The organism is Methylocapsa polymorpha (assembly GCF_045689225.1).
GTDB lineage: Bacteria > Pseudomonadota > Alphaproteobacteria > Rhizobiales > Beijerinckiaceae > Methylocapsa > Methylocapsa polymorpha.
In genome coordinates this window covers 1,342,427-1,359,784 of record NZ_CP136862.1, presented here as the reverse complement: position 1 = coordinate 1,359,784, position 17,358 = coordinate 1,342,427, and the positions used below count along the sequence as shown (strand labels likewise).

General features: G+C 60.0%; 15 protein-coding genes. 9 read left to right on the top strand and 6 right to left on the bottom strand.

The features are described from left to right. Nucleotides 1-447: 447 nt before the first annotated feature. The 4 genes from RZS28_RS06370 to RZS28_RS06355 all read left to right on the top strand — a co-directional run bounded on the left by RZS28_RS06370 (nt 448) and on the right by RZS28_RS06355 (nt 5,939). Nucleotides 448-1,593, top strand: coding sequence for an alpha/beta fold hydrolase (locus RZS28_RS06370; protein ID WP_407340492.1), 1,146 nt, complete (start codon nt 448-450; stop codon nt 1,591-1,593). Between the two features lie 522 nt (nt 1,594-2,115). Then, nucleotides 2,116-3,129: an LLM class flavin-dependent oxidoreductase gene (locus RZS28_RS06365; RefSeq protein ID WP_407340491.1), complete on the top strand. Its 1,014-nt coding sequence runs from the start codon at nt 2,116-2,118 to the stop codon at nt 3,127-3,129. Between the two features lie 262 nt (nt 3,130-3,391). Further along, on the top strand, nt 3,392-3,943 hold the full coding sequence (locus RZS28_RS06360; protein ID WP_407340490.1) for a molybdopterin-dependent oxidoreductase: 552 nt from the start codon (nt 3,392-3,394) through the stop codon (nt 3,941-3,943). A gap of 520 nt (nt 3,944-4,463) precedes the next feature. After that, nucleotides 4,464-5,939 carry an MBL fold metallo-hydrolase gene (locus RZS28_RS06355; protein WP_407340489.1) on the top strand — a complete coding sequence of 492 codons (1,476 nt, stop codon included), beginning with the start codon at nt 4,464-4,466 and terminating at the stop codon, nt 5,937-5,939. Nucleotides 5,940-6,164: 225 nt separating this feature from the next. Here the strand turns inward: RZS28_RS06355 and RZS28_RS06350 are convergent, their stop codons facing one another. From RZS28_RS06350 to RZS28_RS06325, 6 genes are all read right to left on the bottom strand, one after another. Next, complete coding sequence (locus RZS28_RS06350; RefSeq protein WP_407340488.1) at nt 6,165-7,454, bottom strand: Ni/Fe hydrogenase subunit alpha; 1,290 nt, start codon at nt 7,452-7,454, stop codon at nt 6,165-6,167. Beyond that, nucleotides 7,444-8,226, bottom strand: a complete 783-nt coding sequence (locus tag RZS28_RS06345) for an oxidoreductase (RefSeq protein ID WP_407340487.1) — start codon at nt 8,224-8,226, stop codon at nt 7,444-7,446. The genes RZS28_RS06350 and RZS28_RS06345 overlap by 11 nt, the downstream gene beginning before the upstream one ends. A 1-nt stretch (nt 8,227) precedes the next feature. Continuing rightward, entirely contained in the window at nt 8,228-8,923 is a 696-nt protein-coding gene (locus RZS28_RS06340) for an FAD/NAD(P)-binding protein (RefSeq protein WP_407340486.1), read from the bottom strand. Between the two features lie 159 nt (nt 8,924-9,082). Beyond that, a complete protein-coding gene (locus RZS28_RS06335) occupies nt 9,083-9,544 on the bottom strand; it encodes a cyclic nucleotide-binding domain-containing protein (RefSeq protein WP_407340485.1) in 462 nt (153 codons plus the stop codon). After that, the gene (locus RZS28_RS06330; RefSeq protein WP_407340484.1) at nt 9,531-10,676 is read right to left on the bottom strand and encodes a 4Fe-4S dicluster domain-containing protein; all 1,146 of its coding nucleotides are present in this window, start codon (nt 10,674-10,676) and stop codon (nt 9,531-9,533) included. The genes RZS28_RS06335 and RZS28_RS06330 overlap by 14 nt, the downstream gene beginning before the upstream one ends. A gap of 24 nt (nt 10,677-10,700) precedes the next feature. After that, nucleotides 10,701-11,066 carry a hypothetical protein gene (locus tag RZS28_RS06325; RefSeq protein WP_407340483.1) on the bottom strand — a complete coding sequence of 122 codons (366 nt, stop codon included), beginning with the start codon at nt 11,064-11,066 and terminating at the stop codon, nt 10,701-10,703. Here RZS28_RS06325 and RZS28_RS06320 point away from each other — a divergent pair. The 5 genes from RZS28_RS06320 to RZS28_RS06300 all read left to right on the top strand — a co-directional run bounded on the left by RZS28_RS06320 (nt 11,052) and on the right by RZS28_RS06300 (nt 17,251). Next, nucleotides 11,052-11,969 (top strand): LysR family transcriptional regulator, encoded by a 918-nt coding sequence (locus RZS28_RS06320; RefSeq protein ID WP_407340482.1) that lies wholly within the window; start codon nt 11,052-11,054, stop codon nt 11,967-11,969. The two genes, RZS28_RS06325 and RZS28_RS06320, sit on opposite strands and share 15 nt — an antisense overlap. A gap of 255 nt (nt 11,970-12,224) precedes the next feature. Continuing rightward, nucleotides 12,225-13,433: an NAD-dependent formate dehydrogenase gene (locus tag RZS28_RS06315; protein WP_407340481.1), complete on the top strand. Its 1,209-nt coding sequence runs from the start codon at nt 12,225-12,227 to the stop codon at nt 13,431-13,433. Nucleotides 13,434-13,793: 360 nt separating this feature from the next. Then, on the top strand, nt 13,794-14,876 hold the full coding sequence (locus tag RZS28_RS06310; RefSeq protein WP_407340480.1) for a hydrogenase expression protein HypE: 1,083 nt from the start codon (nt 13,794-13,796) through the stop codon (nt 14,874-14,876). Nucleotides 14,877-14,888: 12 nt separating this feature from the next. Then, nucleotides 14,889-16,715, top strand: a complete 1,827-nt coding sequence (locus RZS28_RS06305) for a nickel-dependent hydrogenase large subunit (RefSeq protein WP_407340479.1) — start codon at nt 14,889-14,891, stop codon at nt 16,713-16,715. Further along, entirely contained in the window at nt 16,712-17,251 is a 540-nt protein-coding gene (locus tag RZS28_RS06300) for a nitrogen fixation protein NifU (RefSeq protein WP_407340478.1), read from the top strand. The genes RZS28_RS06305 and RZS28_RS06300 overlap by 4 nt, the downstream gene beginning before the upstream one ends. Nucleotides 17,252-17,358 lie beyond the last annotated feature (107 nt).

The window sequence follows — 17,358 nt, the reverse complement described above, 5'->3', positions numbered from 1 at the left end:
GCCGAGCTCGAATTTGTCAAGCGGACCGACGCCTTGGCTCTAAGACCGGCCTCGCTTGAAAGGCCGTAGTTCACATAATGGGCATCGCCCTCAGCGTGAATTGTCATGAAACATGGATGGATTTCGGGCAAATATCTGCGCTGTCATAGGCGCCATCGGCCATAGACATGGCTCGACATGGGATGGAGGCCATGGCGATGTCGCCGGTCTTTGAAAACAAGATCGGCGCCTAAGTCAGTCGTCATCCTCGGTTGGCCCGGCGCCAGACCGGACGAGGCGACCAATTTGCGGAACGGACCGCGCATTTCGACCAACTACAGCGCCATGCGCGGTCTTTGTATTTTTGATCGGCGAGGAGCTGACGATCGCGCAGCATAGCGAGCGCTCAGCAAGGCGCACCGATCTATTGATAGGCGCCCATCAGGAATTCGAACAATGGAGGCGACGATGGCGGAAAATTCACCTGTGGCGGAAAGCCCTGGTCTGGAGCATAGCGTTCCGTTCTTCTGGCCATTGGCGCCCTGGGCGGAATTAGGCGAAGAGGCGGCCAAGACTTTCAATAGAAGTCTCGACTTTGCGAAAGAGGCCGAGAGAGAAGAATTTGATCTCAAGCCAGTCTGGACGACCCGGAACGAGATCCTTTACGACCTCAACACCATGCAGCTTCGTGATTTCTCCGACGCCGCCCTGCGCGGCGACTCGAAGATCGTGCCGACGGTCATTGACGCCCCTTATGCCGGTCACCACGCGACCATCGCTGACTACGCTAAGGGCCAGAGCCTTGTTGAAACGCTTCAGTCGAACGGCATAAGGCGTGTGCTATGTATGGATTGGAAGTCGGCGACGGAACAGATGAAGGACTACAATATCGACATCTACCTCGCCGAAATCAACGCCATCGTGGATGATCTAGGCGGCCTGATAAATTTGATTGGCCTGTGCCAAGGCGGCTGGATGGCGGCGATGTTCGCGGCCCGCTATCCCCATAAGGTCGCGACGCTGGTGGCCGCGGGCGCGCCGCTTGATTGCGACGCCGGGGAAGGCTTCGTCAAGAAGATCGCGAAGGAGCAGCCTATGAGCTTTTTCGAAGACCTTGTCGCGGCGGGAGGCGGCTTGATGCGCGGCAAATTCATGCTTGCTGGATGGAAAAGCATGCATCCGGAGGAGCAGTACTTCAAAACCTATCTCGATCTTTATGAAAATGTCGAGGACCCCGCATTCGTCAAGAAGCGCGAAGACTTCGAGAGATGGTACCAGCATCCGCTTGATCTGCCTGGCGTCTGGTACCTGCAGGCGATCAAGCTTCTGTTCAAGGACAACCAGCTCTGCAAGGGGACGTTCGTGGCGCTCGGCCACAGAATCGCGCTGAGCGATATCATCTGTCCGACTTTCCTTCTGGCCGGCGAAAGCGACGATATAACGCCCGCTCCGCAGGTTTTCGCAGCCGAAGAAAAGCTCGGAGCTCCGAAGGGGAAGATCGCCAAGAAGCTGGTGCCGGGCGGCCATATCGGACTGTTCATGGGCTCGAAGACGTTGAAGAATTTCTGGCCCGAAATCGCCGGATGGATCAAGCGTGAATGTCCCGACGCCTGACGGCCGCGGCGCTCCACTTGGCGTCTGTGTGGGTTGACGTTTCATACAATGGGACGTCAGCGCGTCCAAGCCGCCCGATCGACGACTGGCGCTTCAAGCTGCGCGCGGGCCCAGCCTAGAGCAAGCTCCGAAAAAGTTGATCGACTTTTCGATTAGAACCTGCTCCAGCTCTTTGAATCTGAGCGATTCCTTTTCGATCAGATGATTCCGTCTGATCGGGAAACGCTCCAGACGTCATCCGCCGTTCGATTCGCAAGATTGAGCTTCGGAACGTGGACGCACGGCTTGCTACAAATCCGCGGCGTTTCCCTCCAGATCGATTGTCTCGCCGCCGCGAAAGCGACCATTGCAATGCGGAGGAAGGCGCGTGACATAGCCAATATAGCAAGATATACTGCTTTCGAGAAGCGAAGCTCACGAAAATCGGCCAAGGGGCTCCTGTCGCGGCCTGATTAGCTGCGGTTATGAAGGAGATCGCGGTCCCGCGAACCAGTCTTTCAGCAGCTAGCTCGGAGGCCAAGGATGCGAACGGGACTTTTCTGCACCTATGAGAACCCTCAGCGCGATTACCGTTCGGCCTATGCCGAGCAGACGAAACTCGTGCAGCTTATCGAGGCGCTTGGCTTCGACGAAGCCTGGGTCGCCGAGCATCATTTCAATCCCGACGCTTCGAGCCCCTCGTGCCTCGCCATCTTGGCGCATTTGGCGGCGCGCACGACGCGCATCCGGCTCGGCTCCGCGGCTGTGCTTTTGCCCTTCCGTAATCCCATTCACGTCGCCGAAGATGTGGCTACGCTCGACATACTCTCGGATGGCCGGTTCGATTTCGGCATTGGAAAGGGCGGACCGTTTCCAATCCAGAACAAGCATTTCGGCGTGAGCAAGGATAACAGCCGCGCCAAAACGCTCGAAGCTCTGAGCCTCATAGAAAGACTTCTCACAGAAGACGGCGTGACCTTCGAAGGCGAATTCTTCAAGGCCGAAGACGTGAGCCTCACGCCAAAGCCGTTGCAAACGCCGATCCCGACCTTTATCGCCACGTCCACCGCCGATGCGGTGAAGGCGGCGGCCGAGCATAGCTATGGCGTCATGGGCGCGCCGCCGTTTCCGCTCGAGAGCGTGCGTGGCGCCCTCAGCCTCTATCGTGAAATCGCGCCGCAGGGCGATCCAAAGCTCATCCTGATCCGCTTCTATCACCTCGCTCCAACGCATACGCAGGCGGTTGACGAAGCCGCGATCTTTTTGCGGCCGTTCCTGGAGCGCATGCAGGCCACGACCGCCTTCATGCAGCCAGACTGGACGCCATGGTTCAAGCTCGACCGCATGATCGAGGACTCGCTTATCGGAACGCCGGCGGAGGTCCGCGACAAAGTCCTGCGGATCGAAGCCGAGCTCCGGCCGCGCAGTTTGGTTCTGAAGCCCCTGAGCCCTAGCGTCGCGAAACGGCGGGCCGATCTCGAAGCCTTCGGCGAGACCATTTTAGCGCTGTTGGGATTGCCGCCTGAAGCCGGATTGGTCCCAGCTAGATGCAGTTAGAATTTACAGCGAATTGCCCAGCCTCGCGGCGCCATTGCAACGCCCCGGAGGTCTGGGGATGGCTGGGATCGATCGATTGCCTGTAGTGCAAACCTGCTCGATGTGGAGCAGGAGGCCAATAGCGCCAGATTAAACGGCTGTGGCGAAAACACAAAATCTTCGCGCGCAGAGCGAATTTCATATATACATATATATATTGCTTGGTAGACTACCGGAAGTTGCGCGGCGCCGTTGCTACGCAACAAACGGATAAGGACTCCCAATGATGTTTGGTAAGGCCCTGAAAATTGGAATTATTGCGGCCCTTGGAATCGGGCTGCAGCTTATTTCCCTCGGCGGCGTTTTCGCCGAACCGAGTTCCAGCACGGTAACGACGGCCTCAGGCGGTTACTCGGCGCGCTTCCGCGTAGAGGGTTCTGTCGCCAACCCAACAACCTTCACGCTTAGCAAACTGCAGGCATTGCCTCCGACCAGCGAAAATGTTTTCTTCTATACTGGTCAAGGACCTGTATCCAGCAAATTCACCGGAGTGCTTCTGTGGGATTTGCTAAACAGCGTTGGGGTAAAAACAGATCCAAGCATCAAGAATGACATCATTAACAAATGGCTTGTTGTGACCGGTAGCGACGGCTACACGGTTACGATCTCAGCCGGAGAGCTCGATCCCTCTTTCGGGGGGCAGCAAGTGCTTGTCGCCTATGCGCAGGACGGCAAGTTGCTCGGGGCGGACACAGGGTTCGCCAGGCTCATTTTTCCCGGCGATAAGGCCGGCGCCAGAGACGCCTTTTGGATTACCTCGATCAAGGTTCATTGACGCTTCGGATCTGAGAATCCCCCGGCGGAAGTGGCGGATTACGATATAGTCTTTAGGCCTCGGCTTTGGCGAGGGTGACTTCGCCAAGCGTTCGGACATTCTGTCGGGCCAAGTGCAGATGACCTGTGACGTTGATGCTCGAACGGAGCGGGACGCCTGTAGCCTAAGCGCAGCCGGCGCAGCGTCTTATCACTGGTGCGAGCGGTGCGGCCGACAGGAAGACGCCCTCGTCAGGGCGCGCATGGGTCCGCCTATCTTTATGAAATAGTTAACGGGATGGTTCAGGCGGCTGGCGCGCCATAAGGGCGCCAAGCAGGTTGGAGCTTCACTCGTGTGACGCTGCGCCATGGAGGCGTCCAGTTCAATCGATCAAAAATATCGAGAAATTTGGGCTCGCGTGCGGCAGACGTCGATTCCTTTAAAATTCAATCTGGCTCCGCCTTGACGGATAAAACGGAGCGTGCTTTATCTCTAGTAGTTTACTAGTTTAGTAGACTTATGAAACTGTCCGAGGGTTCCCATGCGAACAGCGATAATTCCTATTCGTGGCCTGACGCTCGCCATGACCATGACGATGGCGGTATGCTCCGCTCAGGCGGCCTCCTTGCAGGAAGCGGCCAATGCGCTTGGCGTTTCAGGCGTAAAGACCATAGAATTTTCCGGCTCCGGGCGCTGGTTCCAGTTTGGCCAGGCGCCGAATCCGAGCCTTCCCTGGCCGCAGTTCGACGTCAGCAGCTATGTCACCAGCATCAATTATGATTCAGCCGGCGCCCGCGTTCAGATCGCGCGCAAGCAGATCATAGAGCCTGGCCGGCAGCGGCCGACGCCGGTCGAACAGAAGCTCGACCTCTATGTGAGCGGCGCGCAGGCCTGGAATCTTGCGCCGCCGCCGAACTCCCCGCCGGGGACAGCGCCGGTCGCCACAGCCCAGCCCGCGGCCGTGGAAGAACGCGCTGCGGAAATCTGGGCGACTCCCCAGGGCTTCTTGAAGGCGGCGCTCGCCAATAACGCCAAGTCGGAGCCGGACATCGCCAATGTTGAAGTGTCGTTCACGGTCGGCGGCAAGTACCGCTACGTCGGGACGATCAACGCGCATAACCAGGTCGAACGCGTTCGCACCTGGATCGACAGCCCGGTGCTCGGCGATACGCTGGTCGAGACGAGCTTCAGCGACTACAAGGATTTTGGCGGCGTTCAATTTCCTGCGCATATCATTCGCGTCCAAGGCGGCCATCCCGTGCTGGATCTCAACATCGCAGCAGTCAAGCTGAACCCGCCCGTCGACATCAGTGTTCCGCAGAACGTCGCAAGCGGCTTGGCGCCGGTTCCGGTCGCGGTCAACAAGCTGGCCGATGGAGTCTTCTACCTTACCGGCGGGACGCATCACAGCGTGGCCATCGAGCAGCGCGATCACGTCGTGCTCGTGGAGGCCCCGCTCAACGAGGAGCGCTCTCTCGCCCTTATCGACAAGATCAAGGAGATCATTCCTAACAAGCCGATCAAATATGTTGTCAACAGCCACGTCCATTTCGACCACGCGGGCGGCCTGCGCACCTTCGTCGACGCAGACTCGATCATTGTGACGAACGACCTCGACAAGCCATATTTCGAAGGGGCCTGGGCCGCGCCGCATACGCTGCATCCTGACAGGCTCTCGAAATCGCAGAAGCCCGCCAAGTTCGAGACATATGCCGACAAATATGTGCTGACCGACGGCTCCCGCGCGATCGAAATTCACCGGATCGCTGGCAATAGCCATAGCGACGAATTGGCGCTGGTCTACTTGCCCGCCGAAAAGATTTTGATCGAGGCCGACGCCTATACGCCAGCCGCGCCCAACACGCCGCCGCCGGCGACGGTGAATCCCTACTCAGTGAATCTCTACGACAACATTCAGCGGCTCAACCTGGACGTCGCCAAGATCGCGGCTCTGCACGGTCCGGGCGTGGTGACGCTCGCCGACCTCCGCACGGTGATCGCCCAAGCGACCCACTAGAGCGCGTCCCGATTGGATGGAATCATCCGATCGAAAAGGACCCGCTCAAATTCAAAGAGTTGGAGCATGTTCTGATCGAAAAAGTCGATCAACTTTTTCGGAACATGTTCCAGCGCTTGCAGATCATTGGATCGCACAAAAGGATAATACGGCCGCCCCTGGGCGGCCGTATTTCATGAAGCTTAGGCATTGGCTGATTATAGCTGCGGTCCGGCGGAATTCGCGTCAGCCTCGGTCGATCTCGAAGCGCAGGAGGTGAGTGGAGCAGGAGATGCACGGGTCATAGTTCCGGACCGTCTGCTCGCAGCGATGCCGCAAGGCCTCATCGGGCAGATCGATCCAACGGGTGATGATGCTTGTGAGATCCTCCTCAACGCTCGCCTGATTCTGCGAGGTCGGCGGCACGATGCGCGCTTCGGCGATGGTGCCGTCGTCGTCCAGCCGGTAACGATGAAAGAGCAGGCCGCGCGGCGCCTCGGTCGCCGCATAGCCTGCGCCCGCGCAGGGCTCGGCTGCAATTGCCGGATGGTCCGGCTCGACATAATCGTGGATAATCCTGAGCGCCTCGTCGCATGCGTAGAGCGTCTCGATCGCGCGGACCACAATGCTGCGATAGGGATTGCCGCATCTCGGCCCGAGCCCCGCCTCGCGCGCGGCTTCCTGTGCGAGCTTCGACAGGCGATCGAAATTAAGGGAGTAGCGGGCGAGTGGGCCGACGAGATACGAGCCCCCGGCGCGCAGACGCGAATGCAGCGCCGTCGAGCGCTCGACGTGGATTTCCTCGAAATTAGCTTCGTACTCGTCTGCCGCAATGTCGAGGCCGCGGCTCGAGACGATGCGCCCTTCGTTTAATGGGTATTCGCTGCTATGACGCAAGGCGACGAGCTCGTAGTCGCGCTCGACGTCGGGGAAATCAAATGTAGAGACCCAGCGCACGGTCTCAAGCGCCGCCTCGCGCGCCCATTTGAGCCGTTCGGCGAGCGGCTCGAGCTCGCGCTGCCGCGGCGCGCGGTAAAATCCGCCGACTCGCACGTTAACTGGATGAATTTCGCGCCCGCCGAGCAGCGACAAAATCTCGTTGCCAACCTTCTTCAACGCGAGCCCGCGGCGGACGGCGTCTCCGTGATCGCCCGCCATGTCGATCGCGCCATCATAGCCGAGGAAGTCCGGCGCGTGGAGCATGTAGATGTGGAGCGTATGGCTTTCGATCCATTCCCCACAATAGAGCAACCGCCTGAGATCACGCAGCGGTCCTGTGACGGCGACGCCGAGCGCATTCTCCATGGCGTGCACCGCGCTCATCTGATAGGCGACCGGGCAGATTCCACAGATCCGCGCCGTAATGTCGGGCGCTTCGGTAAAGGCGCGGCCGTGCAGAAGAGCTTCGAAGAAACGTGGCGGCTCGAATATTCTGAACTCGGCGCTTCGCACCGTTCCGTCGCGCACGACCACCTTGATTGCGCCTTCGCCTTCGACGCGAGCGAGAAAATCGACCTTGATGGTCTTAACCGTCATGGCGCTCGCTTTCCTCGCGAAACGGTCCGGCGTTTGGGTTGAAGGTTCGATAGACGCGCTTCAGCGCCTGATCGTCCATGCCGAGCTTCTGCAGCCCGGCGCTAAGCGACGGCGCATTCGGCGTTTCCATCGGTCCAAAGCAGCCGTAGCAACCGCGGTCATAAGACGGGCAGATTGCGCCGCATCCGGCATGAGTGACAGGGCCTAGACATGGCGTAGCATGCGCCACCATGACGCAAACATTGCCCTTGAGCTTGCACTCGATGCAGACGCTGTGGGGCGGCGTAACCGGGCGGCGTCCGGCGAGCATGGCCGAGATGACTTCCAGCAGCTGACCCTTGTTGATTGGGCAGCCATGCAGCTCGAAATCGACCGGAACGTGATCGGCGATCGCGGTCGAGGTCGCCAGGGTTTGAATGTAGTCGGGCCGCGCATAAACGATAGAAACATATTCCTTGACGTCAGCCCAGTTGCGCAGCGCCTGGATGCCGCCAGAGGTCGCGCAGGCGCCGATCGTTATGAGCGTGCGCGAGCGCGCGCGGACCTCCCGGATTCGTTCGGCGTCCGAGGCCGTGGTGACCGAGCCCTCGACCAGCGACAAGTCGTAGCGTCCGCTCACTGTGCTCCGCGTCGCCTCCGGGAAATAGGCGATCTCCACGGCGGCGGCGACCGCGAGCAATTCGTCCTCACAGTCGAGCAGGCTGAGCTGACAGCCGTCGCAGGAGGCGAATTTCCAAATGGCGAGCCTGGGCTTGCGTTTCTTCGCAGCCACTTCAGATCTCCTTCAGCGCGAGCAAGTGCTGCACCCGGTCGTGCCGAAACACCGGTCCGTCCCGGCACACGAAGACCGTTCCGAATTGGCAATGACCGCAGAAGCCGACGGCGCATTTCATGTTGCGCTCCATGGAAAGATAAATCGATTCGTCCTGGAGCCCGGCATGCCGCAAAGCGGCGATGGCGAAGCGCATCATGACCTCGGGCCCGCAGACCAATGCGATCGCGTGCAGCGGATCGAAGTCGGCGCGGGCGATCAGCGTGGTCACGACGCCGACATGGCCATGCCATGCGGCGGCGGCGTGGTCCACCGTCACTTCGATTTCGATGTCGAGCCTCCGCCGCCAGGCCTCGAGTTCGCCGCGGAATAGGATGTCGTCCGGGCTGCGTGTTCCGTAGAGCAGGATGATCTTGCCATAACGCGCGCGCTCGGCAAGGAGCCGATAGAGCGCCGGGCGCAATGGCGCGAGGCCGAGCCCCCCGGCCACGATCACGACATCGCGCCCGGTGGCCTCGGCCACCGGCCATCCGGCGCCAAATGGGCCGCGCAGCCCGACGGGGTCGCCGGGACCAAGACGCGCAAGGGCGCTGGACACCGCGCCGACGGCGCGGATCGTATGGACGAGACGCCGAGGTTCGGCGGGATCGCCGCTCATGCTGATTGGCGCTTCGCCGACGCCGAACGCGGTGAGCATGTTGAACTGGCCAGGCGCAAAGCAAAGTTTTCGATCCCGTCGCCATCCTCGATTTCAAGCTCGAGTGTCCAAACCTGCGGCGCGTCGCGCCGCCTCCTCCGCACGCGCGCGACGCGTGGGACCATCGGATCGGCCATGGCCCCGCCTGGGACCGGCGGCTCAGGCCGGGACGCCATAGACATCAAGGATCTGCAGCCGCGTCGCCTCGAGCCGCTGCACGAGAACCGGCACGAAGCGCTTCATCATCTCGTAGCCGAGATCATGGTCAGCCTCGCATTTCCGGCGTAGGCAGGCCGCGTCAATCGAGATTGCGCGGACCAGACCGATCGCCCGAGCATCGTCGGTCCAGCGATAGGGCGGAACCAGCCAGGAGACGCCGACGATGTCCCCCTCGTTCAAGGTCAGGAAAGTGAGGGCGCCGCGTCCCGGAGCGGCGAGTTCGAGCGCCACGCGTCCATGACGGATGAGATAGAATTGGTCGGCCGGGTCGCCCTCGTGGAAGAGATATTGGCCCGCTTCAAAACGCGTGTTTTTCGCGCAGCCGGAGACCAGATTGCCGAACTCCTCCCCCAAGCCGGCGAAAAACGGATGCTCCTTGACGACGCGTTCAAGCCCTTCCATCGCTTCCTTCCTCAGCGCTCTCGCTGTCGCGGATCGCCCGCACCTCTTCGGTAATGTCGATGCCGACTGGGCACCAAGTGATGCAGCGGCCGCAGCCGACGCAGCCCGACGAGCCGAACTGGTCGAACCAGGTGGCGAGCTTGTGGGTCATCCACTGCCGGTAGCGCGAGCGTGCGCTCGCCCGCACGCTGCCGCCATGGATGTAGGAGAAGTCCGTGGTGAAGCACGAATCCCAACGCTGTGATCGCGAGCTCTCGGCGCCAGTCAAATCGCTCGTATCCTCGACCGACGTGCAGAAGCAGGTGGGACAGACCATGGTGCAATTGGCGCAGGTGAGGCACCGCGTCGCGACATCGTTCCAGCGGGGATTTTCGAGATTGCGTAAGAGAAGGTCATGCACGTCGTCCGAGCGCATTTCGCGTCCCATGGCGGCGGCGGTCCGCGTTGTCACTGATTCGGCGGCGTCGATTTCCTCTTGCGTCGCCGCACGGTGCGGCGCGTCGGCAAGCGCCGCGAGTCCTGTTTCCGTCCCGACCTCTACGATGAAGATATGGCCGCTTTCATCGGTGACTTCGGTCATGGCCAGATCGAAACCCGCCTCGGCTTTTGGCCCGGTGTTCATGGATGCGCAAAAGCACGTTCCGCCTGCCTGGCCGCAGTTTACCGCAAGGATGAAAGCGCCGTGGCGCCGCGCGCGATAATGCGGATCGACATGCGCTCCGCCCAGAAAGACCTCGTCCTGGATGGCGATCGCGTGGAGTTCGCAGGAGCGGACGCCGATGAAGGCGAAGCGCTCATCAGGCTCGGGCTCCGGCATGACGCGCACGCTTTGCCCATCGCGCTCGGCGCGCCAGAGGCGCAGCACCGGCGGGTGCAGGAACTTCTTCCACGAATGCGGTCCGACCGCATAGCCGAACAGCGCCTCATCATCGCGGCGAAGGAGACGATAATGGCCGCCGTCCTGCTCGTCGGTCCATCCGCGCGGCAGGTCATCGATTGTCGCAATGTCGTCATAGATAATCGCCTCATCGCGGACTGTCGGACCGACGAGGCGATAGCTGCGGCGCCTAAGCGCATCGAGCAAGATCTGCAGGCCATCCGTGGTCAGGACAGCTGGGCCGACGGTATCCATTGGGCCTCATCGGTTCATCTGTCTTCAGCTGGGGCTGACTATCGCACATTTGCCGGTCGACGTTAAGCCGACATGGCTATAATCATCGAATATGACGAAACGGCCTCCGCGTAGCATCTGAAAGGCGACTCTCTGTAGCGGTCGTTCTGGAGCAGCCAAAAGTTTAAGCGTTCGCCATTCCATCGCCGCTTTTGCCATCTTATATAATGTGTTTACATAGGCATTCTCCAGGGCCTCGCCGAAGGCGGCGTCCTGTGCGGCGCGAATGCGCCGACGCTCACGCCGCTGACTCGCCTTGTGGCCAAAATGCGTTGGGCCTTCATACAGCAAATTAGGGATAGCGCCAAAATCAAAGCACTCGAATGGTAAGTAATCATGCTTGTTCGTCATCTTTTATACTTTGTGACGCTGGCGCATGAAAAGCATTTCGCCAGGGCCGCCGACGTCTGCAATGTCGCACAGCCGACGCTGTCGGCGGCGATCCGCAAACTCGAGGATTATCTCGAGACAAGGCTCATCGACCGAGGCCATCGCTTTCTCAGACTGACGCCAGAAGGCGAAAAGGTCCTCTTGTGGGGACAGCAGATTCTTGCCGACTATCAGAGCCTGCGCGAAGACCTCTCGGGCTTGCGGAGAGGATTGACCGGTCTGCTGCGTCTCGGCGTCATCCCCGCGGCGATGCCGTCGGTCTCATTTTTGACCGCCCGCTTTTGCGATGCGCATCCGGCCGCGGCGGTCGAGGTTCAATCCATGACGTCGCGCGCCATCCAGCGCGGGCTCGACGCGTTCGAGATCGACGCCGGGTTGACCTATCTGGAGAATGAGCCGCTGGAGAACGTGCGGCGGGCGCCCCTCTATCGCGAGCGTTATGTCCTCGTCACGCATCGCTCCAACAGACTTGCGCGCCGGAAGACGATCACATGGGCGGAGGCGGCGCAGGAAAGGCTCTGCTTGCTCAGCGAGGATATGCAGAACCGCCGCATCATCAACAACGTCTTCGAGTCGATGGGGCTGGCGATCAAGCCCGCGGTGGTCAGCAATTCCTATCTTGGCGTTTGTTCTCACCTGCGCCATGGCGATTGGGCGAGCATTCTTCCGCACACCTTCTTCTACATATTCGCCAAGACGACGGAGCTCGCAACCATCGACCTCGTTGAGCCTGTGCATAGTCAGGAAATCGGGCTTGTTCTCTCCAACCGCGAACCTCCGTCCCCTATGGCGGGCGCGTTGTTGGCCGCAACCCTCGACGCCAATTTTGAGCGCGAGTTCGCGGCGACAGGGCCGTCCCGTTGATCAATTCCGTCTATCAATTGTTTAAAGACTTTCATTTGACGGCAGAGGCTTAGGGCGCGAGCGTTGCGCGTTCGCTACGAGGGTTACCTAACCAAAGTCTTCGCAGTTGATCGAACAGGAAACGCCAAGAAGCGGGGTCGACGCCGGAACGCATCCGAGCTGGATGAGTTCTTCTTGACGTCAGCCCAATTCCCATCGGCTGCAAGCGTTACAGCCGAGCGTTTTCTTTTGTCCTCGAACGAAAGGAAGCACATCATGGCAAAGATTGTTTGCGTGCTCTATGACGATCCCATAGACGGATATCCGAAATCCTATGCGCGGGATGATCTCCCTAAGATAGATCATTACGCAGGAGGCCAGACGCTTCCGACGCCCAAGGCGATCGACTTCAAGCCCGGCGCCCTGCTCGGCAGCGTGTCCGGCGAGCTCGGGCTCAGGAAATTCCTTGAAAGCGGCGGCCACACGCTGGTCGTCACCTCCGACAAGGACGGCCCCGACTCAGCGCTCGAACGCGAGCTCGGCGACGCCGATATTGTAATCTCCCAGCCCTTCTGGCCCGCCTATCTGACGGCCGAGCGCATCGCCAAAGCCCCGAAGCTGAAGCTGGCGCTGACCGCGGGCATCGGCTCCGATCATGTCGATCTGCAGGCTGCGATCGAACGCGGCATCACCGTGGCCGAAGTCACCTATTGCAACTCGATCAGCGTCGCCGAGCATGTGGTGATGATGATCCTCGGACTCGTTCGCAACTATCTTCCGTCCTATGAATGGGTCTTGAAAGGCGGCTGGAACATCGCGGATTGCGTCGCCCGCTCCTATGATCTCGAAGCGATGGAGGTTGGAACGGTCGCCGCCGGGCGCATCGGCCTTGCAGTGCTGCGCCGCCTTAAGCCCTTCGACGTGAAGCTGCATTACACCGACCGCCACCGCTTACCGGAAGCCACGGAGAAGGAACTGAACCTGACCTGGCATCCAACTGTAGAGGGGATGGTGAAGGTCTGCGACGTCGTCACCATCAATTGCCCGCTTCATCCGGAGACGGAGCATATGTTCAACGACGCCTTGCTCGCCAAGATGAAGCGGGGCGCTTATATCGTGAACACCGCGCGCGGCAAGATCTGCGACCGCGACGCCATCGTCCGGGCGCTTGAAAGCGGCCAGATCGCGGGTTATGCCGGCGACGTGTGGTTTCCGCAGCCGGCGCCGAAGGATCATCCCTGGCGCACGATGCCTCACCACGGCATGACGCCGCATATCTCGGGCACGTCTCTGTCGGCGCAAGCGCGCTATGCAGCGGGCGTCCGCGAAATTCTCGAGTGTTGGTTCGAAGGTCGGCCGATCCGCGATGAATATCTGATTGTCGATGGCGGCAAGCTCGCCGGGACCGGCGCCCATTCCTACAGCGCGGGCGACGCGACCGGCGGCTCCGAAGAGGCCGCAAGGTTCAAGGCCACGGCAGCCTGAGGCGTCCCTACGTTGAAACGCTGCGCTGATGGGCGCCAAGGACCCCGGCCGCCGGCCAAGTTACGCTGGCGCTTCGGGACGCCGCGCGCTCCTCAAACTTGGCATGAGGCCGCCGCCGACAGCCACGCGGTTCACAATGCGGCGGTCAGCCGGAATGGAGCCGCTATTTCCTTAATACAGATATGGCTGCATATGGTTCTAGTTAAGTAAGATAGGCTCCAGCCTCGGCTTGTGGGGCGCCTAGAAAAAGACGCCTCACAGCGGAACCAGACGGCATCCTGTTCTGTTCTCGGAGCGCCGATAGTCCCATTAGAACGCCTTTGACGCTTGATCGCGCGAGGTGTGCGTAGGAGGTCGCCCATGATGGCGGTAGAAGCTCCTTACGGTCGCAAGACGCAAGTCGCTCCGAATATCGACGAAGTCCATATTCTTTGGATCACCGCCGGCCTTGGTTGCGATGGCGATTCGGTCTCCATAACCGCCGCCAGCGAGCCAAGCCTAGAGGATGTGGTTTTGGGAGCGATCCCCGGTCTCCCGAAAGTTCACCTGCACAACCCAGTTCTGGCCTATGCAAACGGCGAAGATTTCTTGCAGGTCTTTCATCAGGCGGCCCGAGGCGAGCTAAGCAATTTCGTGCTTGTTTTGGAAGGCTCAATTCCAAACGAGAAGCTGAGCGGCGACGGCTATTGGGCGGCTATGGGAACGGATCCCGCTACAGGTCAACCGATACCGACAACCGAATGGATTGATCGCTTGGCGCCGAAGGCGCTCGCCGTCGTTGGCGCGGGGACCTGCGCGACCTATGGCGGGATACATGCCATGAAGGGCAATCCGACGGGTTGCATGGGCATCGCGGACTACCTCGGCTGGGATTGGAAATCGAAAGCCGGCCTGCCGATCGTTAATGTGCCAGGCTGCCCGGTCCAACCTGACAATTTCATGGAGACGCTGCTCTATTTGCTGCGACAACTCGCAGGCGTCGCGCCCATGATTCCGCTCGACGATGCGCTACGTCCAAAGTGGCTATTTAATTTCACCGTCCATGAAGGATGCGACCGCGCAGCCTATTATGAGCAGGCCGACTTCGCGAAGGAATATGGCTCGCGCAAATGCCTTGTGAAAATCGGATGCTGGGGTCCCGTGGTGCAATGCAATGTTCCCAAGCGAGGCTGGATTGCTGGAATCGGGGGATGCCCAAATGTTGGCGGCATATGCATCGGTTGCACAATGCCTGGCTTTCCCGACAAGCTGATGCCATTCATGGATGAGCCGCCAGGCGCCAGGATCTCTTCTTTCCTGGTCAAACCCTACGGCGTCTTAATCCGCAATCTCCGCAAGATCACAAATCACACGCTTAAAAAAGAGCCCAAGTGGCGGCACAACCGCCCTCAATCGACGACGGGCTATCGTCCCGATATGCCGGAAAAGACTCATCCGCTTTAGGGAGTGCGACAGATGGCAGACATTGCAACGCCACTTGCGGCGAGCAGGCCCCCCGCGCGTCAAGATAAGGCTCCCGCCAAGCTGATAGAAATGAACTGGGATCCGATCACCCGGATCGTCGGAAGCCTCGGCATTTTCACGAAAATTGACTTCGAAAACCGCCGCGTCGCCGAGTGTCACAGCACGTCCTCGATCTTTCGCGGCTACAGCATCTTCATGAAGGGAAAAGACCCGCGCGACGCCCATTTCATTACGAGCCGCATTTGCGGAATCTGCGGCGACAACCACGCGACCTGCTCGGTCTACGCTCAGAACATGGCCTATGGCGTCCGGCCTCCGCCGCTCGCCGAATGGATCATCAATCTGGGCGAGGCGGCGGAATATATGTTCGACCACAACATCTTCCAGGACAATCTGGTCGGCGTCGACTTCTGCGAACAAATGGTCAAGGAGACGAATCCCGGCGTATGGGCGAAGGCGCAAACGACGCTTGCGCGTCACGCGGAGGACCACGGATACCGCACCATCGCCGACATCATGACCGCCCTCAATCCCTTTACGGGGGACTTTTATCGCGAGACGCTGTTGGTCAGCCGCTACACGCGCGAGATGTTCAGCCTTATGGAGGGGCGCCATGTGCATCCCTCGACACTTTATCCGGGCGGCGTTGGAACGACGCCCTCGGTGCAACTCTTCACCGATTATCTGACAAGGCTCGTCAGATATGCGGAATTCATGAAAAAATGCGTGCCCTTGCACGATGACCTGTTCGATTTCTTCTACGAAGCGTTGCCCGGCTACGAAGAGGTAGGACAACGCCGGATCTTGCTCGGCTGCTGGGGCTCTTTCCAAGATCCTGTCCATTGCGACTATGACTACAAGAATATGACCGATTGGGGACGGAAGATGTATGTAACTCCCGGCGTCATCATTGACGGCGAGCAGGTCACTACAGATCTCGTCGACATCAATTTGCAAATCCGGATTCTACTTGGCCATTCCTATTACGATAACTGGGATAATTGCGAGACATTCGTCAAGAACGATCCGCTTGGCAATCCGGTCGATCAGAATCATCCATGGAACCAAACCACGATTCCGCGCCCGCAGAAGCGCGACTTCAACGGCAATTATTCATGGGTTATGTGTCCGCGGTGGCTCGATAAAAAGTCCGGGGATCACCTCGCGCTCGACACAGGCGGCGGCGCGCTGGCGCGACTATGGTCGACCGCGCTCGCTGGTCTGGTCGATATAGGCTATGTCAAGGCTACCGGAAGCAGCGTGAAGATTTATTTGCCCAAGACCGCGCTCAAGCCTGAAAAGGAATTCGTGTGGCGCATTCCGAAATGGAGCAACGCCATCGAGCGCGATCGCGCGAGGACCTATTTCCAAGCCTATTGCGCCGCCGCGGCCTACTATTTCATCGAAAAGGCGCTGGCGGAGGTCCAGGCCGGCCGCACCAAGACCTGGACTGATTTCAAGGTTCCCGATGAGGCAATCGGGTGCGGCTTTCACGAGGCGGTGCGCGGCGTGCTGTCCCACCATCTCGTCATCCGCGGCGGCAAAATCGCCAATTACCATCCTTATCCGCCGACGCCCTGGAATGGGACGCCCCGAGATAAATTCGGCACCCCCGGCCCCTATGAAGACGCGATACAGAACACTCCGATCTTTGAAGAGAACGGACCCGACGCATTCAAGGGCATCGACATCATGCGGGCGGTCCGGAGCTTCGATCCATGTCTGCCCTGCGGTGTCCACATGTATGTGGGGGGAGGGAAGACCATTAAGACGGTTCATTCGCCAATGTTTGGCGCCGCGCGTCCGGACGCGTCATGAGCAATGGCGGAGATAAAGACGGAGGCGCGATGCAGAACGGCCTGCGCCGGCTCGAGGCGCTTATCGAGGCTATCGACGGGCTCCGCGACTCCACCGCGCGTGAGGCGGCGCGCGAACTGCTCGAGTTGATGCTCGACCTCCATGGTCTGGCGCTCGCGCGAATTGTTTCAATCGTTGCGAGCGCAAGCGATGGGACTGCGTTGACCGAGCGCTTGGCCTCAGACGCCAACGTCAAGGCGATCATGCTTCTGCACGGCCTGCATCCCGAGGAGCCCGAAATGCGCCTTCGCAAGACGCTCGCCTCGATGCGCCCCCACTGGGGCGTGCGCGGCGTGCGGGTGGAGCTTATCCATGTCGGCGCTGGAGCCGCGCGGGTCCGCGTCTATCGCAGCGAATGCTCCGGCGCCGCAAGCGATAGCGATCTGCGTCGTGAGATTGAGGAGGCGCTCGTCGAAGCCGCTCCCGATCTTGACGATATTATTATCGAAGGTCTGAACGAAGCCCGCGACGCCGAGATCACAGCCGTCGCTGTGTGACTGCAAAAGGCGGAAAAGCGCGGCATGGAGGCGGGGTGGAGAACGAGCCGCGCAACTGGGTTTCTCGAGTCCGACGCTTCGTTGCAAGGCCGGCGACGGAGCGGTGT